Source organism: Afifella pfennigii DSM 17143 (genome assembly GCF_000688515.1).
Classification (GTDB): Bacteria; Pseudomonadota; Alphaproteobacteria; order Rhizobiales; family Afifellaceae; genus Afifella; species Afifella pfennigii.
Window position 1 is genome coordinate 76,963 of sequence record NZ_JHZK01000011.1, and the last position, 24,082, is coordinate 101,044.

Here is a 24,082-nt window from a genome sequence, read left to right on the forward strand (position 1 = left end):
AAGGTCCGGGTCGGATAGGGCGGTGCGCCGAGAGATGGAAGGGCAAGCACGTGCAGCATGTCGGCAGGCGCTTTGGGTTCGCTAGCCTTACTGCCGTTTTCATAGCCGTCGGCCTCGTCATATGGATTTTCTTTCTTGGCCATTTGCAGATCCGCTCCGTCCTGAAGAAGGAGGGCGATCTCATCGCCATGGCCTGGTACGAGAATGTCCGTCATAGCGAGGCGGGCATCGCCGGGCTCCTTGCCGGCAACTCTCCCGCGCTGAACGAGAACCGTCTGAAATCCTTCGCCATCGACACCCTGGCGGTGGTCAGGGCGGACGGCTCGCTCGCCACCCTCTACGGCAAGCCGGTTGCCACGGAGACCGAGCTGCGGCCGGCGCTTGGCGAGGTTCTCGCTCAGGCCTCGGGCAACCAGCGCAGCACCGTCCTCGTCGACCGTTCCTCCCTCTTCGTCCCCGCCATGGCGACCTGGGTGGTCTTCCCGGCCGTTTCGGAGCAGCAGATCGCCGTTCGCTTCGACCAGGCGCTCGAGGCGGCCGCCTTGTCCACCACCTTCAAGCGCGAGCTCGTCTATCTCTCCGGCATCGCCGTCGTGACCTTCTTCTCCTTCATGGCGGGCTTCACCTATCGCACCCGACAGATGCAGCGCGAGAAGCAGGATCTGGTCTATCTCGCCATGCATGACGAGCTGACCGGGCTCGCCAACCGCAAGCATTTCGAGCAGAAGCTCGCTGAGGCGCTGGACGCGGCGGAGCGCCTGGAGCACAAGACCGGCCTTCTCATTCTCGACCTCGACGGCTTCAAGGCCGTCAACGACACGCTCGGCCATCCGGTCGGCGACAATCTCCTGCGCGCCACCGCCGAGCGGCTGAAGAACTCGCTGCGCGAGGAAGATCTCCTATGCCGCCTGGCTGGCGACGAGTTCGCCGTCATCGTGCCGGTGGTGCAGGAGGTGGGGGCGCTGCGCTCGCTCGCTGAGCGCATGATACGCCTGATCGAGCAGCCCTTCCGCATCGACGGCCAGGAAATCCAGATCGGCTGCTCCATCGGGGTGACCGTCGGTCCCGACAATGGCGAGGACGTCAAGACCCTCATCCGCAACGCCGACTTCGCCCTCTACCGCGCCAAGGGCGGCGGCCGGCGGACCTGGCGCTTCTTCGATCCGAAGATGGCGGAGGATCAGCGCTCGCGCGAGACGCTGGAGGACGGGCTGCGCTATGCCATCCAGAACGAACTCTTCACGCTCCTCTACCAGCCGCAATACGATCTGAAGTCGGGCGAGGTGGTCTGCTACGAGGCGCTTCTGCGCTGGAAGCTGCCGAGCAAGGATCTCGTGCCGACTTCCATGTTCCTGTCCGTGGCGGAGGAGACCGGCCTCATCATCCCGATGGGCGAATGGGTGGTCCGCCAGGTGGCGCGCGACCTAACGGTGCTGCCCTCGCAAGCGCGCATCGCTATCAACCTGTCGGCGGCCCAGCTGCAGCGCGACGGCACCGACACCTACATCATCGAAGCCCTGGCCAGCGCCGATGTGGCGCCGGAAAGGCTCGAAGTGGAGGTCAACGAGAGCATTCTCGGCCGCGGTGAAAAGGCGGCCTTCACCCGTCTGGAGGGGTTGCGCCGGGCCGGGGTCTCCGTGGTTCTCGACAATTTCGGCGTCGGCACCTCCAGCCTCGGTCTCGTCTCGCGCTATCCCTTCGACAAGATCAAGCTCGACCGCACCTTCCTCGCCCGTATCGACGACCCGGACAAGGTGCGCGCGGTGGTCGGCGCCATCTGCAATCTCGGCCGCTCGCTCGGCATGGTCGTGGTCGGCGAGGGGGTGGAGACGCGCGAGCACAAGCACATGCTGGCCCAGTGCGGCTGTCAGCTCGGCCAGGGATACTATTTCGGCCATCCCATCACCCTGGAAGCGGTGATCGAGGAGGCCGCCCGCCACGCGGCGCAGAAGGCGCGCGCCGCCATGGCCGAGCCCGGCGACAAGGGCGCCACCGCCGACGACAAGGCCAAGCCGCAGATCCGCCTCGCCGCCAGCGCCTGAAGCGGCCGGCAACGCGCGCCGGCAAGCGGCGAAACGGAAGGCAGAAAAAAGGGCGCCTCTGAGGGCGCCCTTCTTGTTCGCGCTGGCCTTCGGCTCAGGCGGCCTCGATCTCCTGGGGCTCGCCCGTCTCCTGATTGACCACCTTCATGGACAGGCGCACCTTGCCGCGCTCGTCGAAGCCCATCAGCTTGACGTAGACCTCGTCGCCTTCCTTGACCACGTCGGTGACCTTCGCCGGCCGGCCGCTGGAGAGCTGCGAGATATGCACCAGCCCGTCCTTGGAGCCGAAGAAGTTCACGAAGGCGCCGAAATCGACGACCTTGACGACCGTGCCCTTGTAGATCTCGCCGACTTCCGGATCGTCGGTGATGGAGCGGATCCATTTGATGGCGGAGCGGATGGATTCGCCGTTGGGCGAGGCGACCTTGACCGTGCCGTCGTCGGAGATGTCGACCTTGGCGCCGGTCTTCTCCACGATCTCGCGGATGACCTTGCCGCCCGAGCCGATGACCTCGCGGATCTTGTCGACCGGGATGGACAGGGTCTCGATCCTGGGCGCGTACTCGCCGAGCTCCGGGCGGGCCTCGCCGAGCGCCTTGCCCATCTCGGAGAGAATGTGCAGCCGCCCGTCCTTCGCCTGGCCGAGCGCCACCTGCATGATCTCCTCGGTGATGCCCTGGATCTTGATGTCCATCTGCAGCGAGGTGATGCCGTTGATGGTGCCGGCCACCTTGAAGTCCATATCGCCGAGATGGTCCTCATCGCCGAGGATGTCGGAGAGGACCGCGAAGCGCTCGTCTTCCTTGATGAGGCCCATGGCGATGCCCGCGACCGGCTCCTTCAGCGGCACGCCGGCATCCATCAGCGCCAGCGAGGTGCCGCAGACCGTGGCCATGGAGGAGGAGCCGTTGGATTCGGTGATCTCGGAGACGACGCGGAAGGTATAGGGAAATTCGTGCACCGGCGGCAGCATCGGATGGATGGCGCGCCAGGCGAGCTTGCCGTGTCCGACCTCGCGCCGGCCGGGAGAGCCGATGCGGCCGGTCTCGCCGACGGAGAAGGGCGGGAAATTGTAGTGCAGCATGAAGGCTTCCTTGTAGGTGCCTTCCAGGCTGTCGATCATCTGCTCGTCCTCGCCGGTGCCGAGCGTGGCGACGACCAGCGCCTGCGTCTCGCCGCGGGTGAACAGCGCCGAGCCATGCGTGCGCGGCAGGATGCCGACTTCCGACACGATCGGGCGCACCGTCTTCAGGTCGCGCCCGTCGATGCGCACGCCTTCCTCCAGGATGCGTCCGCGCACGATCTCGCTCTCCAGCGCCTTGAAGAGGTCGCCGACGACCTGCTTGCTCGGGCTTTCCGGATTGGTCTCGTCGACAAGCGCCTCGACCGCCTTGGCCTTGGCCGCGTCGACGGCGTTGCGGCGCTCGCCCTTGTCGGCGACGAGATAGGCCGCCTTCAGCTCGTCCGCGACGAGGCTCTTCACCTTGTCGAGGAGGGCGCTGCGATCCTCCACCTCATGGGCGCGCGGCGCCTTGGCGGCGCGCTCGGCGAGCTGGACGATGGCGTCGATCACCGGCTGGAAGCCCTTATGGCCGAACATGACGGCGCCGAGCATGACGTCTTCCGGCAGCTCCTCGGCCTCCGATTCCACCATCAGCACCGCGTCGGCCGTGCCGGCGACGACGAGATCGAGGCGCGATTCCTTCACCTCGTCGACGGTCGGGTTGAGGACGTAATTGCCGTTGATGTAGCCGACCCGCGCCCCGCCGATCGGGCCCATGAAGGGAACGCCGGACAGGGTGAGCGCCGCGGAGGCGGCGATCATGGCGACGATGTCGGGATCGTTCTCAAGGTCGTGCGACAGGACCGTGGCGATCACCTGGGTGTCGTTCTTGTAGCCCGGCGCAAAGAGCGGGCGGATCGGCCGGTCGATGAGGCGCGAGGTCAGGGTCTCCTTCTCGGTGGGACGGCCCTCGCGCTTGAAGAAGCCGCCGGGGATGCGTCCCGCGGCGTAGTATTTCTCCTGGTAGTTCACCGTCAGCGGGAAGAAGTCGAAGCCGGGCTTGGGCTCCCTTTCGGAGACGACGGTGGCCAGCACCGAGGTCTCGCCATAGGTGGCGAAGACGGCGCCATCGGCCTGGCGGGCCATCTTGCCGGTTTCCAGACGCAGCGTGCGCCCGCCCCATTCAATCTCTACGGTTTGATGATCGAACATTCCGTTCTGCCTTTCCTTGTCGGATGTGCAAGGCGAGAAGGACCATGCGCAAGATGGCGGGATGGTCGCGGACGGCGCCGGATCGGGCTGTGCGCCGCGACCACCCGGCGATCCTGCCATGGCCGTTCAAGCCTTAATGTCAAAAGGCAGCGCCGGCTCCTGCCGTGCGCTGCCCGCAAAATGCACCTATCGGCGCAGGCCCAGACGGGAAATCAGCGTCTGGTAGCGCTCTTGGTCCTTGCGCTTCAGGTAATCGAGGAGCCGCCGCCTCTGCGAGACGAGCTTCAGAAGGCCCCGCCGGGAATGGTTGTCCTTGGCGTGGGACTTGAAGTGCTCCGTCAGGTTGGAGATGCGCTCCGAGAGGATCGCCACCTGCACTTCGGGCGAGCCGGTGTCGCCCTTCTTCACGGCGTAGTCGTTGATGAGTTCCTGCTTGCGATCGGGTGTGATCGACATCGTCGTTCCTTTCTTTGGGTGATGCCTCTGGCCGGGATGTCGTCCAGCCAAGGCCGCATTCGGCTCAACCGCCCTTCTTCCGCGTCAGCCTGCAAGCTTTCAGGCTCGGCTCACGGGGGGCGCCGCCGGTGGCGCCCATATACGGGCAATTGCGGCTTTTTTAAAGTGCAGTCTTGCTGTCGCCAAAGGGCAGAGGCTCAAAGCTTGAAGACGCGGCGCGGATTCATCTCCCCGCGCTGAATATCGACGAGCGCCACCAGGCGGCCCTCCGAGACGGCGTAGGCGCTGCCGCCCGCCGGCGCGCCGGCGCCGCGCAGAAAGGCCGGCTGGCCCTGGCGCAGCCGCGTTGCCGCCTGGCTGTCTATTCTGAGCGCCGGCAGATCGGCGAGCCCCGCCTCCACCGGCAGGAGCAGCGTCTGCGGCGCCTCTGAACCTTCCATCGCCGAAAGCGGCACCATCTCCTCTTCGCCGAAGGGGCCGACGACGAGGCGGCGCAGCGCGGCCACATGGGCGAGCGTGCCGAGCGCGATCGCCATGTCGCGGGCCAGCGCGCGCACATAGGTGCCCTTGCCGCATTCGGCGTGGAAGACTGCGTGGTCGGCGTCCGGACAGGCGATAAGGTCGAGCCGGTGCACCACGATCTGGCGCGGCTCCAGCGTCACCGTCTCGCCCTCGCGGGCAAGGTCGTAGGCGCGCTCGCCGGCGATCTTCACCGCCGAATAGCGCGGGGGAACCTGCGACTGCGTGCCGGTGAAGTCGGGCAGGACGGCGCGGATGTCGTCGGCGGAGGGGCGGTGCGCGGCGCTGGCGATGACCTCGCCCTCGCGGTCGTCCGTTTCCGTCTGGGCGCCCCAGGCGACCGTGAATTCGTAGACCTTGCGCCCGTCCATGACGAAGGAGACGGTCTTGGTCGCCTCGCCGAGCGCGATCGGCAAACAGCCTGAGGCGAGCGGGTCGAGCGTGCCGGCATGGCCGGCCTTGCGCGCATCGAGTGCCCGCTTCACCCGCGCCACGGCCTCCGTCGAAGTCATGCCGACGGGCTTGTCGAGAACGAGCCAGCCGTCGATGTCGCGTCCCTTGCCCCGCCGCCGCGCCATGTCAGTCCTCGTCGTCGTGTTTGAGGTCGCGCGCCACTTCCGGCGAATGCAGGAGCGCGTCGATCCTGGCATCGTCCTCAAAGCGGGTGTCGAGCCGGAATTTTAGATCCGGCATGGAGCGCATCTGCTTTAGCGCCGGGGTGATCCTGCCGCGCAGAAAACGCGCGTTCCGGTTGAGCGCCTCGACCACGCCTTCGCCGTCCTCAATGCCAAGCGGATGCACCATGGCGGTGGCATGCTTCAGGTCGGCGGACATCCTCACCTCGGCGATCGTCACGATGACGCCGTCGAGAACGGGGTCGCTGACCTCGCCGCGCTGCAGGGTCTCCGCGAGCGCGTGGCGCACGAGCTCGCCGACGCGCAGCTGGCGCTGCGAGGGCTGACCGGAACGGGAAGCGTCGAAACGGGACATCGTCGTCGGCTATCTGTGTGGGATAACGCTAGGGATGGTGGTCATGGCGGGGCTTCACCCTGCCATCCATGCCGGAACGGTCCGTCCCTGCTGCGGTTTTCGCCAAATGGAGCGCCGGATCAAGTCCGGCGACGCGTAGGTCGACGGCGGAGCTTGCCGTCCATGCGCGGCCACCTTGTTGCAGCGTTGACGGGCTACAGCGTCCTTGCCACTTCCTCCACGCGGTAACATTCGATGACGTCGCCGACGCGCATATCCTGGTAGTTCTCGAAGGCCATGCCGCATTCCTGGCCGCCGGGCACTTCGCGGACCTCGTCCTTGAAGCGCTTCAGCGTCGACAGCTTGCCCTCGTGCACCACGACATTGTCGCGGATGAGGCGCACGCCCGCCCCGCGCTCCACCTTGCCCTCCGTGACGCGGCAGCCGGCGACCTTGCCGACCTTGGTGATGTTGAACACCTCCAGGATCTCGGCGTTGCCGATGAAGGTCTCGCGCCGCTCCGGCGACAGGAGGCCGGACATGGCCGCCTTCACGTCGTCGGTGAGGTCGTAGATGATGTTGTAGTAGCGGATATCGACGCCATCGCGCTCGGCGGCCTCGCGCGCCTGCTTGTTGGCGCGCACGTTGAAGCCGATGACCATGGCGCCGGAGGCGGCCGCCAGCGTGATGTCGGATTCGGTGATGCCACCGACGCCGGCATGCATGATGTTGGCGCGCACCTCCTCGGTGGAGATCTTCTCCAAGGCTCCGACGATGGCTTCCACCGATCCCTGCACGTCGCCCTTGATGACCAGCGGCACGTTGCTCGTGCCCTCGGTCTGGAGCTGGTTCATCATCTGCTCCAGCGAGCCGCGCTGGCCGGTCTGGCGGGCGGCGTGCTTCTCGCGCTTGACGCGCTGGCGATACTCGCTGATCTCGCGGGCCCGCTGCTCGTTCTCCACCACGGCGACGCGGTCGCCGGCCGAAGGCGTGCCCTGGAAGCCGAGCACCTCCACCGGCATGGAGGGACCGGCCTCCTTCACCTGCTCGCCGTGATCGTCGATGAGGGCGCGGGCGCGTCCCCATTCGGAACCGGCGACGAGGATATCGCCGGCATTGAGCGTGCCGCGCTGCACGAGCACGGTGGCGACCGGGCCGCGGCCCTTGTCGAGCTCGGCCTCGATCACGATGCCCTCGGCGCTGCGATCGGCGTTGGCCTTCAGGTCGAGCAGTTCCGATTGCAGCAGCACCGCCTCCAGAAGGCCGTCGAGGTTCTGCCGCTTCAAGGCCGAGACCTCGACCTCCAGCGTCTCGCCGGACATGGATTCGGTGATCACCTCGTGCTGCAACAGCTCGGTCTTCACCCGGTTCGGGTCGGCCTCCGGCTTGTCGATCTTGTTGATCGCAACGATGATCGGCACCTCGGCGGCACGGGCGTGGTTGATGGCCTCGATGGTCTGCGGCATCACCCCGTCATCGGCGGCGACGACCAGGATCACGATGTCGGTCGCCTGGGCGCCGCGGGCGCGCATCGCGGTGAAGGCCGCGTGGCCCGGCGTGTCGATGAAGGTGATCTTCTGGCCGTTCTTCTCCACCTGGTAGGCGCCGATATGCTGGGTGATGCCACCGGCCTCGCCGGAGACCACATTGGCCTCGCGGATGGCGTCGAGCAGCGACGTCTTGCCGTGGTCGACATGGCCCATGATGGTGACGACCGGCGGCCGCTGATGCATGTCCTCGTCCGCATCCGGCTCGCCGAAGAGGCCTTCCTCCACGTCGGAGGCGGCGACGCGGCGCACATTGTGGCCCATCTCCTCGGCGACCAGCTGTGCCGTATCGGCATCGAGGATGTCGGTGATCTTCACCATCGTGCCCTGCTTCATCAGAAGCCTGATGACGTCGACGGCGCGCTCGGCCATGCGGTTGGCGAGCTCCTGGACGGAGATCGCCTCCGGAATGGTGACGTCGCGGATGATCTTCTCTCCGGAGGGCGAGAACCCGGATTGCTGGCGCTTTTCCTTCTCGCGCTTGCGGCGGATGGAGGCAAGCGAGCGCTCGCGGTCGGCATCCTCCAGCGCGTTGGTCACGGTAAGGCGGCCGCGGCGGCGCTCGGCGCCGCCGGCGGTCTTCTTGGCCGGCTTGGCCGCATCGGGCCGTTTCGGCCGGACGACGGCGCGAATTTCCTTCGGCGCTTCTTCGGTGGTGCCGGTGGCGGCGGGCTGCTGCGGCGCGGGGCGCCCGGCGGCCTTCTCCTCCTCGCCGAGCCGCTTGCGCGCGGCTTCCTCGGCGCGGCGGCGCGTTTCGGCTTCGGTGGCCTTGCGGGCCTCCTCTTCCTCCTTGCGGCGCTGCGCTTCGGCGCGCTCCTTGGCGAGCCGCTCTTCCTCTTCGGCGCGCCGGCGCGCATCCTCCTCGGCGCGCTGCCGCTCCTCCGCCTCACGTACGCGGGCATCGGCGAGCGCCTGCATACGGGCGCCGCGCTCCTCTTCGGTCAGCGTCTTCAACACCATGCCGCTGCGCCCGCGCCCGCTCGGGGCGGCAGGCGCAGGTGTCTCCGCGCGTGGTCTCGGCGGCGCCGGCTGGTGCGGCGCTGGGCTCGGCGCGGCGGGCCGCGCGGGCGCCGGCGCGGCGCTCTCCTGATGTCCGTCACCACGCTCGCCCGGCGTCAGCACGCGGCGGCGCTTCTTCTCCACCACGACCGATTTGGAACGTCCGCCGGAAAAGCTCTGGCGCACCGTGCCCGTATCGCGTCCGATAGACAGCGTCTTGCGTCCACCTGAACGGAGGGTCTTGTCGCCTTTGCTTGTCGTCTCGCTCATGCCACTTCCTAGTTCACCGCCCACTGGCGATGTCATCGTTCGTTTCGTGCTCTGACGGCCGCCGGTTTCCGTTATCGAAGCGGAGGTTGCGCCGCGCCGCGCTGAGGAAGCTCTCGCTTGCCGCGCCGCGCAGCACGGCAGCATGTATCACATGTGAGCGCCCCAATGCCAAATCCAATTCCGCAGAGGTAAAGCCGGTCATAAGCAACGGCGCTCTCTTGGCGCCCGCCCCCGCACCCGACTGTCCCTTGCGCGCCGCCGCCGCCAGCTTGGCGACGCCGTCCTCTGCCGCTTCGCGCGCATGCAGGAGGGCGGAAGCCTCGCCGCTCTTCAAGGCCGCCTCGACCTTGGTGAAGCCCGATACCGCCTGGCGCGCCCTGGCGGCAAGTCCGAGCCGGCCGAGAAGCTGACGCTTCAAGAGCTCCGCCACCTTCTCCGCGAGATCCTCCGGCACCGCGACCTTGGACTTCAGCGCCCGCTCGAAGACTTTGCGGCGCGAAGCTTCCTCAATGACGGAGCGCCGACCCTCCAACCACATGCCGCGGCCCGGCAGGCGGGCCTTCAGATCCGCCACCAGGATGCCGTCCGGACCGGCGACGAAGCGGATGAGCTCGTCTTCCGGCAGGACCTTGCGGGAGAGGGCGCAAATACGCGTTCTCCCCATTTTGGGTCCCGCATGCTTTTCTGCAAGGTCCGGCTGCCGGGCGCTCACGTCGTCGCGCTCTCCTCTTCGCTTTCCTCGCTCTCTTCACCTTCGACGTCTTCCGGCGGCGCCAGATCCGCTTCGGTGACGATGCCGGCCTTGAGGCGGGCCGCCATCACCATCTCCTCGGCCTCTTCGCGCGACAGGTCGAAGCCGTCGAGGATGCCTTCAAAGCGCTGCGTCTCGCCGTTCTTGCGCTCCGTCCAGCCGACGAGATCGTCGGCGGCGCAATAGGCAAGGTCCTCAACGCTCTTCACCTCGTTCTTGCCGAAGGCGACCAGCATCGCCGTGGTAACGCCCGGCACCTCCTTCAGCTCGTCGGCGACGCCGAGCACCTTGCGCTCCTCGTCCTGCGCCGCCTCCAGCGCTTCCATGTATTCGCGCGCCCGCGTCTGCAACTCCTCGGCGGTCTCCTCGTCGAAGCCCTCGATGGCGGCGAGCTCGTCGAGATCCACGAAGGCGACTTCCTCCACATTGGAGAAGCCTTCCGAGGCGAGGAGCTGGGACATCATCTCGTCGACGTCGAGCGCCTCCTGGAAGAGCTCGGAGCGCTCCTGGAACTCCTTCTGGCGGCGCTCCGATTCCTCGTCCTCGGTGAGGATGTCGATATCCCAGCCGGTGAGCTGCGAGGCCAGGCGCACATTCTGGCCGCGCCTGCCGATGGCGAGCGACAGCTGGTCCTCCGGCACCACCACCTCGATGCGCTCCGCATCCTCGTCGAGGACGACCTTGCTGACCTCGGCCGGCTGCAGGGCGTTGACGATGAAGGTCGCCGCATCCGGCGACCAGGGGATGATGTCGATGCGCTCGCCCTGCAGCTCGCCGACCACGGCCTGGACGCGCGAGCCGCGCATGCCGACGCAGGCGCCGACCGGATCGATGGAGCTGTCGTTGGAGATGACGGCGATCTTGGCGCGCGAGCCCGGATCGCGCGCGACCGACTTGATCTCGATGATGCCGTCGTAGATTTCCGGCACTTCCATGGTGAAGAGCTTGGCCATGAACTGCGGATGCGTGCGCGACAGGAAGATCTGCGGCCCGCGCTGCTCGCGCCTGACGTCGTAGACATAGGCCCGCACCCGGTCGCCGTAGCGGAAGGTCTCGCGGGGAATGAGTTCGTCGCGGCGGATGATGGCCTCGGCGCGGCCGAGATCGGCGACGACATTGCCGTATTCGACGCGCTTGACCGTGCCGTTGACGATCTCGCCGATGCGGTCCTTGTAATCCTCGTACTGGCGCTCGCGCTCCGCGTCGCGCACCTTCTGCATGATCACCTGCTTGGCCGACTGGGCGGCGACGCGCCCGTAATCGAGCGGCGGCAGCGGCTCGGAGATGAAATCGCCGACCTGGGCGGCCGGATTGCGCGCGCGCGCATCCTCCACCGCGATCTGGGTGGCGAAGTCCTCAGGCGTTTCCACCACCTCCAGCAGCCGCTGCAGGCGGATATCGCCGGTCTTGGGATCGATTTCGGCGCGCACATCGGTCTCCGCGCCGTAGCGCGACTTCGCCGCCTTCTGGATCGCATCCTCCATGGCGGCGATGACGATCTGCCGATCGATCGATTTCTCCCGCGCCACCGCATCGGCGATCTGCAGAAGCTCGAGCCTGTTTGCACTGACTGCCATCGGACAGCTCCGTTCTGGCGGCCCCAAAAGGGCCTGTTCACAATCGAAAACCCGTTACGCGTCCCGTGGCTCGGCCTGCACCGCGGCGATCAAGGCGTCGGTGAGCACGAGCTTGGCCTCGGCCATCTCCGCGAGCGGCAGCCAGACATCCTCGCTGCCGCCCTCCGCGGCAATGCGCAGACCGGCTTGCCCGTCGGCAAGGCCGAGAAGGATGCCGCGAAAGCGCTTGCGCCCCGCCTGCATCGCTTCCATCTCGATTTTGGCCTCGTGCCCCGCCCAGAGCTCGAAATCCTTCGGCCGCGTCAGCGGCCGGTCGATGCCGGGCGAGGAGACTTCCAGATGGTAGGGCCGGCCGATGAGGTCGGCGACGTCGAGCGCCGGCGACAGATCGCGGCTGATCGCCTCGCAATCGTCGATGCCCATCGTGCCGTCCGGCCGCTCGGCCATCACCTGCACGGTCATGCCGTTCTGGCCCGTCACCTTCACCCGCACGAGCTCGTAGCCGAGGCCCTCCGCCACCGGCCCGGCGATATGGGCGATGCGCGCCTCAAGTCCGCTCTCGCGCACGATCCGGCGCTGCGGGGCACCCTCCGGGCTCCAATTCGCCTGTGGTTCGGCCATAGGACTCCTGCGGGCGCGGCCCGCCTGCGGCAATAAAAAAGAGCGGGACCCGGAGGACCCACTCTCGATGTTGGATTCGAGAATTTGTTGCTAGCGGTATACGTTTTCGCCCGCAGCTTTTCAAGCCACCTGCGTTGTCCGGCAAAGATGAGCGACGCGCTTCTTCAGGCCCGGGCGAAAACCAGGATCGCCGCCGCCAGATCCTCCAGCGCCGTGCCGACCGATTTGAACAAGGTGATCTGGTCGTAAAAGCGGCGCCCGGCGCGCTCCCCGCGGGTGAGCTCGAAAAGGTCGGCGGCGATGTCCTCCGGCGCGATCAGCCCGCTTGCGAGCGGCTGCACGATGTCGCCCGCCTCCTTGGTCGCGCCCGCCCGCGTATCGACGAAGAGCCGCGCCCGCCGTATCGCCTCGTCGTTGGCCTCGCGCATATCCGGCCGGAAGGCGCCGACGAGATCGAGATGGGCGCCGGCCTTCAGCCACGCCCCGTCGATCAGCGGCTCGCTTGCCAGCGTCGCGCAGGAGACGATGTCGGCGCCGCGCACCGCCGCTTCCAGATCCTGCGTGGCGCTGACGCGGTAGCGCCGGCCACGAAGCCTTTCGGCGAGCTTGGCCGCCTTTTCCGGCCGCCGGTTCCAGATCAGCACCTCGCCGATCGGCCGCATGGCGGCATGCGCCTCGATGAGATAGGGCGCCAGCGCCCCCGCGCCGACCATCAGCAGGCGATGCGCGTCGGGCCGGGCGAGATAGGCGGTGGCGAGGCCGGAGGCGGCGGCGGTGCGCCACAGCGTCAGGGCCGAGCCGTCGATCAGCGCCAGCGGCTCGCCGCCCTTGCCGGAAAAGAGCACGTAGACGCCGGCCACCGCCGGGCGCCCGCGCTCCGCATTGCCGGGATAGACGGTGACGATCTTCACGCCGACATAGCCGCGCTCCGAATGGCCTTGCGCGGCAAAGTCGCTCCAGGCCGGCATCAGCAGGAGCGTCGCATCCGCCTGGTCCGGCAGGGCGATATCGTGATGGTGGCGCAGCGGCGTCACGGCGCCGCTGCGGAAGGCCGTTCGCAGCGTCTCGATGAGGTCGGGAAAGGTGAGGACCTGCGCGACGTCGCTTGCGGGGATGATCCGCATGCGTTTCGGCTTCGGCCGAAAGGCTCAGTGATGAGCCGGACCGGCCAGGAGCCCGGCATTCTCCTGCCCGGCATCCTCGGCCCGTCTCGCGCGGGCCTGCCACATGGCGGCTTCGTTGCGCTGCCGGCGCGCCTGACGCCGATGCTTGCGCTGGCCGTTCCAGGTGACGACGCCCCCGGCGATCGCCCCGAGCGCGAAGGCGGCGAAGCCGATCTGATAGAGGGCGAGCTCGACGCTCAGTACCTCGTCGGTCGAATCGAAGGGATTGAGATGCAGCGTCACCATCTGGTCATTGGCCACGGCCAGAAGCGCCGCCACGACGAGGATCGGCAACAGCACGATCCATTTCAGAAGCCACGCGAGTTTCGCCACCGTCCTACTCGCCTCCGCCGTTCAGTCGCATGCGCATTTCCTTACCGGTCTTGAAGAAGGGGACGTATTTCTCCGCCACCGAGACCGATTCGCCGGTACGGGGGTTGCGCCCCGTGCGGGCCGGCCGGTTCTTGACGGAAAAAGCCCCGAAACCTCTCAGCTCTACACGATCTCCGCGGCATAGAGCGCTGACGATCTCTTCCAGAATTGCGTTCACAATCGCTTCCACATCCCGCTGGTAAAGATGCGGATTGCGGTCGGCAAGCTTTTGCACGAGCTCCGACTTGATCATCGCCGGCCCCCTAGCGATCTGATCTTATTGACGAATCACCCTGCCAAACGGAAACGAGGCCGTCAACTGCTAAGCGCTCCGGAATCTGGATAAGCACTGAAGAAATGCGCTCGTCGACACCGAAGGCTTGCAGAAGAAAGGCAAGGGTTGCTGCAGTGAAATCACCAAAATCGTAGTTGTTTTTCTTCCAATCTTTCGCCGGAAGGTCGGTGGATATGGAATGCGCGCTTTCAAGCCAGGCGCGCGCCGTGTCTTCATCGCCCACTTCATCGACGAGACCGTTATCGGCCGCCTGCCGGCCGGTGAAGATTCGCCCGTCGGCGAGCGAGCGGGCCTGCCCCGCCTGCAACTCCCGCCGTTCCGCCACCAGGCCGACGAACCAGTCGTAGGAGCTGTCGATGACGCCCTGCACCATGGCGATGGCCTCCGGGCTCGGCTCTTCGAAGGGCGTCGGCTCGCCTTTGAGCGGCGTGCTTTTGACCTCCACATAGTCGATGCCGATCTTGCCCAGCAGCTCCTCAAGCGTGGCGAACTGGAAGATGACGCCGATGGAGCCGGTGATGGCGGTCTCGCGCGCGACAATATGCTCCGCGCCGATGGCGGTCATATAGGCGGCGGAAGCTCCAAGCCCGTCGATGAGGGCGACGACGGGCTTTTTCTCCGCCGCCTCGCGCACGGCCCGGTAGAGCGCCTCGCCGCCGGTCGCCGCGCCGCCGGGGGAATCGATGCGAACGATGATGGCCTTGACCGATTTGGAGCGCGCCGCCTTCTTCAGCGTCTCCACCGCATCGGGCCTTGTCGGGATGAAGCCGTCGACGGAAATGCGCGCCACCTGGGCGCCGCTGCCGCCGAGCCAGCCCGCCGAGCCGACGATGGCGATGATGGCGACGATGGCGACGACAAAAGCGGTCACGCGCCAGAAGCTGGCGCGCCGTCTCAATCGCCGCCTTTCGATGAGATCTTCAGCATCCATGGCCGCCTCCTTTTGGCGAGGTAGCAGCCGGGGCCCCCAGCCGCAAGCGCGACGAAGGCCCAAGGAATGTCGTGGGCGAGGAGTGCGCTATTGTGGCATCACCCCGGCGCTGCCGCTAGACTTCGCCGATGTCCCACGCTGCCTTTCAAGAGCCGAGCGAAGCCGCCGCCGGAGCCGGCCGGCAGAGCAAGCCGCCACAGCCGAAAGTCGGCGGCGAGCGGCCCACCCCGATGATGGAGCAATATATCGAGATCAAGGCGGCCAATCCCGACTGCCTCTTGTTCTACCGTATGGGGGATTTCTACGAGCTCTTCTTCGACGATGCGGAAAAGGCCTCGCGCTGTCTCGGCATCGCCCTGACCAAGCGCGGCAAGCATTTCGGCGAGGATATCCCGATGGCGGGCGTGCCTGTCCACGCCGCCGACGATTACCTGCAAAAGCTCATCGCCGCCGGCTTCCGCGTCGCCGTCTGCGAGCAGACGGAAGACCCGGCCGAGGCGAGAAAGCGCGGCTCCAAGGCCGTGGTGCGCCGCGAGGTCACGCGTCTCGTCACGCCCGGCACGCTGACGGAGGAGACGCTTCTCGATGCAAGGCGCAACAATTTCCTCGCCGCCATCGTCCGCATCCCCGCCTCCGACGGCGAGGCGCCCGCCCATGCCCTTGCCTGGATCGACATCTCCACCGGCGAATTCCGCGTCACCCATGTGCCGCCGGGCGGCCTGGAGCGCTTCTTGGCCCGCCTGGAGCCGAGCGAGATCATCCATGCCGAGCGGCTTTGCGGCGACGCTGAGATCGAAGCCGCCGCGTCCCTTGTCGGCGCCACGCTCTCGCCCCTGCCGGCCGCCTTCTTCGAGACGGCGACGGGCGAGACGCGGCTGACCTCCGCCTTCGGCCTTGCCGCGCTGGAGGGGCTCGGCGATTTCTCTCGGCCGGAGGTGACCGCCGCAGCCGCCATCCTCGGCTATGTGGAGAAGACCCAGATCGCGGCGCGCCCGCCGATCGCCCCGCTGGCGCGCGAGCGCGAGGGCGCGGCAATGCGCATCGATGCGGCGACGCGCGCCAATCTGGAGCTTTTCCGCACCCTGTCGGGCGACAGGAAGGGCTCGCTTCTTTTCGCCATCGACCGCACGGTGACGCCCGCCGGCTCGCGCCTTCTCGCCCAGCGGCTGGCGAGCCCGCTGACCGACCCGGATGCCGTGGGCGAACGCCTGGAGACGGTCGGCATCTTTCTGGAATCGGAACCGCTTCGCCGACGCCTTCGCCATATCCTGGCCGAGGCGCCGGACATGCTGCGGGCCTTGACCCGCCTTACCCTCGACCGCGGCGGGCCGCGCGATCTCGGGGCGCTGTCGGCGGGGGTGCGCGCGGCCGGGGCCGCGCGGGCGCCGCTTGCCAAGGCCGAGATCGGGGGGGCGGCGGAGCTCGCCGGCATCCTGGAGGCGCTGGCGGCCGCTCCCCTGGAGCTCGCCGACGCGATCGACGCCGCGCTGTCGGACGAGCCGCCGCTCCTCAAGCGCGACGGCGGCTTCGTGCGCGCCGGCTTTCGCGCCGATCTCGACGAGGCGCGGCTATTGCGCGACGAGAGCCGGCGCATCATCGCCGGCCTGCAGAAGGAATATGCCGAGGCGAGCGGCGTGCGCGGCCTCAAGATCCGCCACAACAACGTTCTTGGCTATTTCGTGGAGGTGAGCGCCGCCCAGGCGGCGCCCCTGCAGGCCGAAGGGTCGGGTTTCATCCACCGCCAGACGATGGCGAGCGCCATGCGCTTCACCACCGTTCGCCTCGGCGAGCTTGAGCGCGACATCGCCTCGGCGGGCGAGCGCGCCCTTGCCATCGAGCTTGAGGTCTTCGCCGAGCTCTGCCGCGCCGCCGGCGCGGCGGTGGCAGAAATCCGTATCGCCTCGGAGGCGCTCGCCGCCCTCGACGTGGCGGCGGGCTTTGCCGAGCTCGCCGCGCTGCAGGGCTATGTGCGCCCGCAGGTCGACGCCTCGCTCGCCTTCGACATCGAGGGCGGGCGCCATCCGGTGGTGGAGGACGCCTTGCGCGCCGCCGGCCAGAGCTTCGTCGGCAATGCCTGCAAGCTCGGCGAGCCCGGCGAGGAGAGGGGTCGCATCTGGCTCGTCACCGGGCCGAACATGGCCGGCAAGTCGACCTTTCTGCGCCAGAACGCCCTCATTGCGATCCTCGCCCAGGCCGGCGCCTACGTGCCGGCCAAGCGCGCCCATATCGGCGTCGTCGACGGCGTCTTCTCGCGTGTCGGCGCCGCCGACGATCTCGCCAGGGGCCGCTCCACCTTCATGGTGGAGATGATCGAGACGGCGGCGATCCTCAACCAGGCCGGGCCGGCCTCGCTCGTCATTCTGGACGAGATCGGCCGCGGCACGGCGACCTTCGACGGGCTCTCCATCGCCTGGGCGACGGTGGAGCATTTGCATGAGCGCAATGGCTGCCGCACCCTTTTCGCCACCCATTACCACGAGCTGACGGCGCTTTCCGGTCAGCTTTCGCGCCTTCACAACGCCACCATGCGGGTCAGCGAATACAAGGGCGACGTCATCTTCCTGCACGAAGTGGTGCCGGGCGCCGCCGACCGCTCCTACGGCATCCAGGTGGCCAAGCTCGCCGGCCTGCCGGCGCCGGTGATCGCCCGCGCGCGCACCGTCCTGGACCGTCTGGAAGCGGCCGATCGCGGCAAGAGCCCGGCCGAGCTTCTCGGCGACTTGCCGCTCTTCGCCGCGCGGCCCGCGCGCCCGCCGCAGGAGGAGGAGGAAGCGCTGGCCCTGCTCGACGGCCTCGATCCGGACGGGCTCAGCCCGCGCCAGGCGCTGGATGCGCTGTTTGAATTGAAACGCCTTCGCCGTTCCGGCAAGAGGTGAGTGCAACCGCAACGCTGATGCGAGATCTCCTTGGCCCCCCACCGCAACGCCGATCTGCCGATCGATAGGGAACGCCTGGAAGCGCTGTTCGCCGAGGCGGCGGCCGATTCCGATCCGGGCGGCGGCAAGGCCCGCGCCCGCCTCCTGGCGGGGCTGAAGGAGCTGTTGAAGGACGGGCGGGCCCAGGTGCGCGCCGATTTGGAGGAGGACGGCAAGGGCCGGCGCGCCGCCGAGCGGCTTTGCGCCCTCTTCGACGCCGTCATCGTCTCCCTCTTCGACCTGGCCGGCCGGGTCTATCGGGCGAGCAACCCTTCCCTTGCCGAGCGCCTGGCCGTGGCGGCCGTCGGCGGCTACGGCCGCGGCACGCTCGCGCCCGGCTCCGACATCGACCTTCTCTTCCTGTTTCCCTACAAGGCGACGCCCTGGTCGGAGAGCACCACCGAATTCGTCCTCTACACGCTCTGGGATCTGGGGGTGAAGGTCGGCCACGGCACCCGCACGGTCAATGAATCGATCCGCATGTCGCGCCAGGACATGACCGTGCGCACCGCCATGCTGGAGGCGCGCTTTTTATGCGGCGACGCCGATCTCTTCGCCGAGTTCCAGGAGCGTTTCGACAAGGAGGTGGTGGCCGGCACGGCGCCGCAATTCATCGCCGCCAAGCTCGCCGAGCGCGATTCCCGCCACGCCCGCATCGGCGCCTCGCGCTATCTGGTGGAGCCGCATGTGAAGGAGGGCAAGGGCGGCCAGCGCGACCTGCAGACCCTCTATTGGATCGCCAAATACGCCTATCAGAGCAGCTCCGGCGGCGAGGCGCTTCTGAAGGCGGGGCTTCTGACCCGCGCCGAATACCGTCTCTTCCGCCGCTGCGACGACTTTCTTTGGGCGGTGCGGTGCCATCTCCACTTCCTCACCGGCCGGGCGGAGGAGCGCTTGACCTTCGACCTGCAGGTGGAGCTCGCCCACAAGCTCGGCTATCAGCGCCATCCCGGCCTGAAGGCCGTCGAGCGCTTCATGAAGCACTATTTCTGGGTCGCCAAGAATGTCGGCGATCTGACGCGCATCGTCTGCGCCGCCCTGGAAGAGCGCCAGCAGAAGAAGGAGGCGCGCCTCAATCGGCTCATCCGCTCCTTCACCACCCGCCGGCACGTGCCGGAGGCGAGCGACGACTTCTATGTGGAGAACAACCGCCTGCACCAGGTGGCGGACGACGTCTACGAGCGCGATCCGGTGAACCTCATCCGCGTCTTCTCCATCGCGGCGGAGGGCAGCCACGCCTTTCACCCCGATACGCTGCGCCTCATCACCAAGTCGCTGAAGCTCGTCGACCGCACGCTTCAGAACGATGCGGAGGCGAACCGGCTTTTCCTGAAGGTCCTGTGCGCCGGCGACAACACCGAGGTGGTGCTCAGGCAGATGAACGAGACCGGCGTTCTCGGCCGCTTCATCCCCGATTTCGGCCGCATCGTCGCCATGATGCAGTTCAACATGTACCACCATTACACGGTCGACGAGCATCTCATCCGCGCCATCGGCGTGCTGGCGGCGCTCGATACCGGTCGCCTCGCGGAGGAGCATCCGGTCTCCGCGGAGTTGATGCCGGCCTTCCGCGACAAGACCGTGCTCTATGTGGCGCTGCTGCTGCACGACATCGCCAAGGGGCGGCCGGAGGACCATTCGATCGCCGGGGCGCGCATCGCCAAGCGGCTTTGCCCGCGTTTCGGCATGACGGCGCAGCAGACCGAGACGGTGGCCTGGCTGGTGAAAGAGCATCTCACCATGTCGATCATCGCCCAGTCGCGCGACCTTGCCGACCGGCGCACCATTCTCGACTTCGCCAAGGTGGTTCAGACGGTCGACCGACTGAAGCTGCTTCTCGTCCTCACCGTCTGCGATATCCGCGCCGTCGGGCCTGGCGTGTGGAACGGCTGGAAGGGCCAGCTTCTGCGCGCCCTCTATCACGAGACGGAGCTCATTTTGACCGGCGGCCATTCCAAGGTGGCGCGGGGCGAGCGCATCGCCCGCGCGCGCCAGGAACTGGCCGAGCATCTGCCGGACTGGACGCCGGAGGAGCGCGAGGCCCTACTCGATCTGCACTATCCCGCCTATTGGCTGCGCACCGCGCTGGAGGATCAGATCCGTCACGCCCGCTTCCTGCGCCGCGCCCACGAGCGCGGCGCCAGCTTCGCCCATGAGGTGAAGGTGCGCGAATTCGAGGCGGTGACGGAAATCTCCATCCTCGCCCCCGACCATCCCCGGCTCTTGTCGGTGATGGCCGGCGCCTGCGCCGCCACCGGCGCCAACATCGTCGACGCGCAGATCTTCACCACCACGGACGGGCGCGCCCTCGACACCATCGTCGTCGGCCGGGCCTTCGACAGCGACGCCGACGAGGCAAGGCGCGCCGAACGCATCGCCCGTCTCATCGAGGAAGCGCTGCAGGGCAAGGCGCGCCTGCCGGACATGCTCGCCAAGCGGCGCGAGGGGCCCTCCAAGCGCGACGCCTTCTTTATCGAGCCGGAGGTGGAAGTGGACAATTCCCTGTCCGACCGCTTCACCGTCATCGAGGTCAATTGCCTCGACCGCATCGGCCTTCTCTACGACCTCGCCAGGGTGATCGCCGACCTCAATCTCGACATTGCCTCGGCCCATATCGCCACCTTTGGCGAGCGTGCGGTCGATACCTTCTATGTCACCGATCTTCTCGGCCATAAGGTCACCGACGAGGAGCGCCACCGGCGCATCCGCGCCGAGCTTTTGGCAACGATCGGCGGCCCAAGCGAGGTCGAGCCGGCCCTGGCGCGGGCATGAGCGGCCGGCCTCGCCGAACCCCCCGCCTTTGTGAGACGGCCACGCCATGAGCCTTGTGAAGAAGTTCGTCTCCGTCGGCGGCGCCACCCTGGCGAGCCGGGTCCTGGGCTTTGCCCGCGAGGTGATGATCGCCGCCGCCCTTGGCGCCGGGCCCGTGGCCGACGCCTTCTACGCCGCCTTCCGCTTTCCCAATCTGTTTCGCCGCCTCTTCGCCGAGGGCGCCTTCAACTACGCCTTCGTGCCGCTTTATGCGCGCAGCCTGGAGGGCGACGGGGAGGAAGCGGCCCGCCGCTTCGCCGAGGACGTGTTGGCGGTGCTGCTGCTGGCGCTGCTGGCGCTGACGGGCCTTGTCATGGTGGCGACGCCCCTCATCGTCACCGTGCTCGCGCCGGGCTTTCGCGCCGATCCGGAGAAGTTCGCCCTAACGGTCGATCTCTTCCGCATCATGTTTCCCTATCTCATCTTGATGTCGCTGACGGCGATGGTGACGGGAGTTCTCAACGCCCATCGCCGCTTCTTTATTCCAGCGCTCGCCCCGGTGCTTCTCAACGTCACCACCATCGCCGCGCTCGCCGCGACCTTCTGGCTCGGCCTGGAGGGCGAGAGGGTGGGGCGCATCCTTTCCTGGTCGGTGCTTGTCGCCGGTTTCCTGCAGCTCGGCATGGTGGCGCTCGCCGCGCGCGCCATCGGCTTTACCACCCGCTTCCGCCGCCCGCGCCTCACCCCCGGCGTGAAGCGGCTTCTGTGGCTCGCCGCCCCGGCCGCGGCGACCGGCGGCATCACCCAGATCAACCTCTTCATCGGCCAGATCATCGCCTCCACCAAGGCGGGCGCCATCTCCGTCCTGCAATATGCCGACAGGCTCTACCAGCTGCCGCTCGGCGTCGTCGGCATCGCCATCGGCGTCGTGCTCTTGCCGGAGCTTTCGCGCGCCCTGAAGGCGGAGCGTATGCGCGAGGCGACGCATGTGCAGAACCGGGCGCTGGAATTCGCCCTGTTTTTGACCCTGCCGGCGGCCGCCGCGCTCATCGCCATTCCCGAGACGCTGGTTTCGGTCTTGTTTCAGCGCGGCGCCTTCTCGCCGGAGACCGCCGAGGCGACGGCGCGGGCCCTGCGCGTCTTCGGCTTCGGCCTGCCGGCCTTCGTCCTCGTCAAGGTCTTCAACCCCGGCTATTTCGCCCGCGAGGACACCAAGACGCCGCTGAAATTCTCCGCCATCGCCGTTGCCGTCAACGTCACCATGGCGCTGACGCTGTTTCCAATCTTCGCCGAGGCCGGCATCGCCGCCGCCGAGGCGCTCGCCGGCTGGACCAATATCTGCCTTCTCCTCTTCACCTTGAGAAAGCGCGGCCATTGGACGGTCGATGCGGTGGTGCTGCGCCGCGCCCCGCGCATCCTTCTCGCCGCCTGCCTGCTCGGCGCGCTGCTTTATGCCGCGGTCCTCTGGCTCGGCCCCGCCATGGCGCCCGGCGAGCCGGAGCTCGTCCGTTTCGCCGTGCTTTTGGCGCTCTGCGGCGCCGGGGCGCTGTTTTACTTCGCCCTCGCCCACGTCATCGGCGCGGCCGACCTTCATAACCTGCGCGCGCTTCTGCGCCGCAAGCCGGCCGGCACCACCACATAGCCTTGCGCCTTGGCCGGCGATTGGCCATAAGGCGCGCCGGCACCGCCACCATTCCCGCCCCGGATCCCGTCATGACCACTTTCCCCGAGCGCGTCTTCTCCGGCATGCAGCCGACGCATTCCCTGCATCTGGGCAACTATCTCGGCGCCATGGTGAATTGGGTGAAGATGCAGGACACGCACGATTGCATCTATTGCGTCGTCGACATGCACGCCATCACCGTCTGGCAGGAGCCGGAGGAGCTGACCCGCAACATCCGCGAGCTGACCGCCGCCTATCTCGCCGGCGGCGTCGATCCGGAGCGCTCCGTCATCTTCAACCAGTCGGCCGTGCCCGCCCATGCCGAGCTTGCCTGGGTGTTCAACTGCATCGCCCGCATGGGCTGGCTGAACCGCATGACGCAGTTCAAGGAGAAGGCCGGCAAGGATCGCGAGAACGCCTCCACCGGGCTCTTCGTCTATCCGAACCTGATGGCCGCCGACATTCTGGTCTACCGCGCCACGCATGTGCCGGTGGGCGAGGACCAGAAGCAGCATCTGGAGCTGGCGCGCGACATTGCCGCCAAGTTCAACAACGACTTTGCCGGCTCCATCGCCGCCCACGGCCATGGCGAGGCCTTCTTTCCGCTTCCCGAGCCCTTCATCACCGGGCCGGCGACGCGCGTCATGAGCTTGCGCGACGGCACCAAGAAGATGTCGAAGTCGGACGCTTCCGATTTTTCCCGCATCAACATGACCGACGATGCCGACGCCATCGCCCAGAAGTTCCGCAAGGCGCGCACCGATCCTGAGCCTCTGCCCTCCGAGGTGGAGGGGCTCGCCGCCCGCCCGGAGGCCGACAATCTCGTCGGCATCTTCGCCGCGCTGAAAGGCAGCTCCAAGCAAGCCGTTCTCGCCGAATATGGCGGACGCGGCTTTGCCGAGTTCAAGCCGGCGCTGGCCGAGCTTGCCGTGGAGCGGCTGTCGCCGATCGCTGCGGAGATGCGCCGCCTTTTGGCCGATCCGGCCGAGATCGACGCGCTCCTTGCCCGCGGCGCCGAACGGGCGAACGCCATCGCCGCGCCGATCATGGACGAGGTGAAGGACGTCGTGGGTCTCCTGCGGCCGAAACGCTAGCCCGCTTGCTGGCGAGCCAGGCACATGGCAGCATGAGCCCATGATGCGGCCAAGACGCGCCCGCGCCGAGGGGCATAAGCGCAAATTCCTGGTGGTGATCGACGACACCCCCGAATGCGTGCGCGCGCTGCGCTACGCCGCCAAGCGCGCCGAGCGCACCCATGGCGCGGTGGTTCTCCTCTTCGTCATCGAGCCGAGCGACTTCCAGCATTGGCTGGGCGTGGAGGAGGTGATGCGCGCCGAGGCGATGGAGGAGGCGGAGAACATCCTCTCGCGCTTTGCCGCGCGCATGGGCGAGATATCCTCCATCGAGCCGGAGCTGGTCATCCGCGAGGGCAAGCGCGCCGAGGAGGTCCGCAAGCTGATCGAGGAGGACGAGGACGTCGCCATCCTTGTGCTCGCCGCCAGCGGCGGCGCCGAAGGCCCCGGGCCGCTGGTGGCTTCGATCGCCCAGAAAGGCGCCGGAGCCTTTCCGATTCCCGTCACCATCGTGCCGGAGACGCTCTCCGACGAGGTGATGGACGAGATCGTCTGATCTCGTGAGCGGACTTGCTTTGTTCTAAGCTTTTCCCTCTCGTAAGAACAAAGAGGGAATCTGCCGAGTTGACTGTTAAGAAGCCGTCTGGAGCGCGGTTTTGGGGCCAATGGCTTTTGCAAAGGCCTCCAGGATGAGGCGCAAGAGAAGCCTCAGCCAGCGGAGGATGAGGCGGAAGTTGTAGCCGGCGGCGGTGAGGACGGCATTGGCGTGGTCGCCGTGGCGTCCCTTGAGGAAGTTGCGGCCCATGTGGCCGTCGGTCTTGAGGTGTCCGATAACGGCCTCGATGGCGGATCGTCTTCTGAGCTCCTTCTTGATGGCCCCGAACACGCCCCGCTTCTGCCCGGAGCGGAAGACGCCGAGCGGCCTTGGCGCATCGTGGCCGCGGTAGCCCTTG

General features: G+C 67.4%; 18 protein-coding genes and 1 pseudogene. 6 read left to right on the plus strand and 13 right to left on the minus strand.

Going from position 1 to position 24,082, the window contains the following annotated elements; genetic code table 11:
• The first annotated feature begins 50 nt into the window (after positions 1-50).
• A complete protein-coding gene (locus Q331_RS23025) occupies positions 51-2,042 on the plus strand; it encodes a putative bifunctional diguanylate cyclase/phosphodiesterase (protein WP_051630978.1) in 1,992 nt (663 codons plus the stop codon).
• A gap of 94 nt (positions 2,043-2,136) precedes the next feature.
• Here the strand turns inward: Q331_RS23025 and pnp are convergent, their stop codons facing one another.
• The 12 genes from pnp to sppA form a co-directional block, all read right to left on the minus strand.
• On the minus strand, positions 2,137-4,257 hold the full coding sequence (gene pnp / locus Q331_RS0110035; RefSeq protein ID WP_026380572.1) for a polyribonucleotide nucleotidyltransferase: 2,121 nt from the start codon (positions 4,255-4,257) through the stop codon (positions 2,137-2,139).
• Positions 4,258-4,443: 186 nt separating this feature from the next.
• Complete coding sequence (gene rpsO / locus Q331_RS0110040) at positions 4,444-4,713, minus strand: 30S ribosomal protein S15 (RefSeq protein ID WP_026380573.1); 270 nt, start codon at positions 4,711-4,713, stop codon at positions 4,444-4,446.
• A 197-nt stretch (positions 4,714-4,910) separates the two neighbouring features.
• Positions 4,911-5,810: a tRNA pseudouridine(55) synthase TruB gene (gene truB / locus Q331_RS0110045; RefSeq protein ID WP_169738489.1), complete on the minus strand. Its 900-nt coding sequence runs from the start codon at positions 5,808-5,810 to the stop codon at positions 4,911-4,913.
• Position 5,811: 1 nt separating this feature from the next.
• Positions 5,812-6,222 carry a 30S ribosome-binding factor RbfA gene (rbfA, locus tag Q331_RS0110050; protein ID WP_026380575.1) on the minus strand — a complete coding sequence of 137 codons (411 nt, stop codon included), beginning with the start codon at positions 6,220-6,222 and terminating at the stop codon, positions 5,812-5,814.
• Between the two features lie 194 nt (positions 6,223-6,416).
• Positions 6,417-9,017 (minus strand): translation initiation factor IF-2, encoded by a 2,601-nt coding sequence (gene infB / locus Q331_RS0110055; protein WP_026380576.1) that lies wholly within the window; start codon positions 9,015-9,017, stop codon positions 6,417-6,419.
• A 13-nt stretch (positions 9,018-9,030) separates the two neighbouring features.
• Positions 9,031-9,729 (minus strand): RNA-binding protein, encoded by a 699-nt coding sequence (locus tag Q331_RS20995; protein ID WP_281173902.1) that lies wholly within the window; start codon positions 9,727-9,729, stop codon positions 9,031-9,033.
• Positions 9,726-11,345 (minus strand): transcription termination factor NusA, encoded by a 1,620-nt coding sequence (nusA, locus tag Q331_RS0110065; protein WP_026380577.1) that lies wholly within the window; start codon positions 11,343-11,345, stop codon positions 9,726-9,728. The genes Q331_RS20995 and nusA overlap by 4 nt, the downstream gene beginning before the upstream one ends.
• 54 nt (positions 11,346-11,399) lie before the next feature.
• The gene (gene rimP, locus Q331_RS21000) at positions 11,400-11,966 is read right to left on the minus strand and encodes a ribosome maturation factor RimP (protein WP_051630982.1); all 567 of its coding nucleotides are present in this window, start codon (positions 11,964-11,966) and stop codon (positions 11,400-11,402) included.
• A gap of 164 nt (positions 11,967-12,130) precedes the next feature.
• Entirely contained in the window at positions 12,131-13,090 is a 960-nt protein-coding gene (lhpI, locus tag Q331_RS0110075; RefSeq protein WP_026380578.1) for a bifunctional Delta(1)-pyrroline-2-carboxylate/Delta(1)-piperideine-2-carboxylate reductase, read from the minus strand.
• Positions 13,091-13,114: 24 nt separating this feature from the next.
• A complete protein-coding gene (locus tag Q331_RS0110080; RefSeq protein ID WP_026380579.1) occupies positions 13,115-13,462 on the minus strand; it encodes a LapA family protein in 348 nt (115 codons plus the stop codon).
• 4 nt (positions 13,463-13,466) lie between these two features.
• Positions 13,467-13,754 (minus strand): integration host factor subunit beta, encoded by a 288-nt coding sequence (gene ihfB / locus Q331_RS0110085; protein ID WP_026380580.1) that lies wholly within the window; start codon positions 13,752-13,754, stop codon positions 13,467-13,469.
• Positions 13,755-13,764: 10 nt separating this feature from the next.
• Positions 13,765-14,727, minus strand: coding sequence for a signal peptide peptidase SppA (sppA, locus tag Q331_RS0110090; RefSeq protein ID WP_026380581.1), 963 nt, complete (start codon positions 14,725-14,727; stop codon positions 13,765-13,767).
• Between the two features lie 230 nt (positions 14,728-14,957).
• Between sppA and mutS the strand changes: the two genes are divergently transcribed.
• The 5 genes from mutS to Q331_RS0110115 all read left to right on the plus strand — a co-directional run bounded on the left by mutS (position 14,958) and on the right by Q331_RS0110115 (position 23,685).
• On the plus strand, positions 14,958-17,603 hold the full coding sequence (gene mutS / locus Q331_RS0110095) for a DNA mismatch repair protein MutS (RefSeq protein ID WP_051630986.1): 2,646 nt from the start codon (positions 14,958-14,960) through the stop codon (positions 17,601-17,603).
• A gap of 30 nt (positions 17,604-17,633) precedes the next feature.
• The gene (locus Q331_RS0110100) at positions 17,634-20,414 is read left to right on the plus strand and encodes a [protein-PII] uridylyltransferase (RefSeq protein ID WP_034491757.1); all 2,781 of its coding nucleotides are present in this window, start codon (positions 17,634-17,636) and stop codon (positions 20,412-20,414) included.
• A 46-nt stretch (positions 20,415-20,460) separates the two neighbouring features.
• Positions 20,461-22,035, plus strand: a complete 1,575-nt coding sequence (gene murJ / locus Q331_RS0110105) for a murein biosynthesis integral membrane protein MurJ (RefSeq protein ID WP_026380584.1) — start codon at positions 20,461-20,463, stop codon at positions 22,033-22,035.
• Positions 22,036-22,106: 71 nt separating this feature from the next.
• Positions 22,107-23,150, plus strand: a complete 1,044-nt coding sequence (gene trpS / locus Q331_RS0110110; RefSeq protein ID WP_026380585.1) for a tryptophan--tRNA ligase — start codon at positions 22,107-22,109, stop codon at positions 23,148-23,150.
• A 40-nt stretch (positions 23,151-23,190) separates the two neighbouring features.
• Complete coding sequence (locus Q331_RS0110115) at positions 23,191-23,685, plus strand: universal stress protein (protein WP_026380586.1); 495 nt, start codon at positions 23,191-23,193, stop codon at positions 23,683-23,685.
• 75 nt (positions 23,686-23,760) lie between these two features.
• Here the strand turns inward: Q331_RS0110115 and Q331_RS21005 are convergent.
• A pseudogene (locus Q331_RS21005) lies at positions 23,761-24,082 on the minus strand (IS5/IS1182 family transposase); the annotation flags it as partial.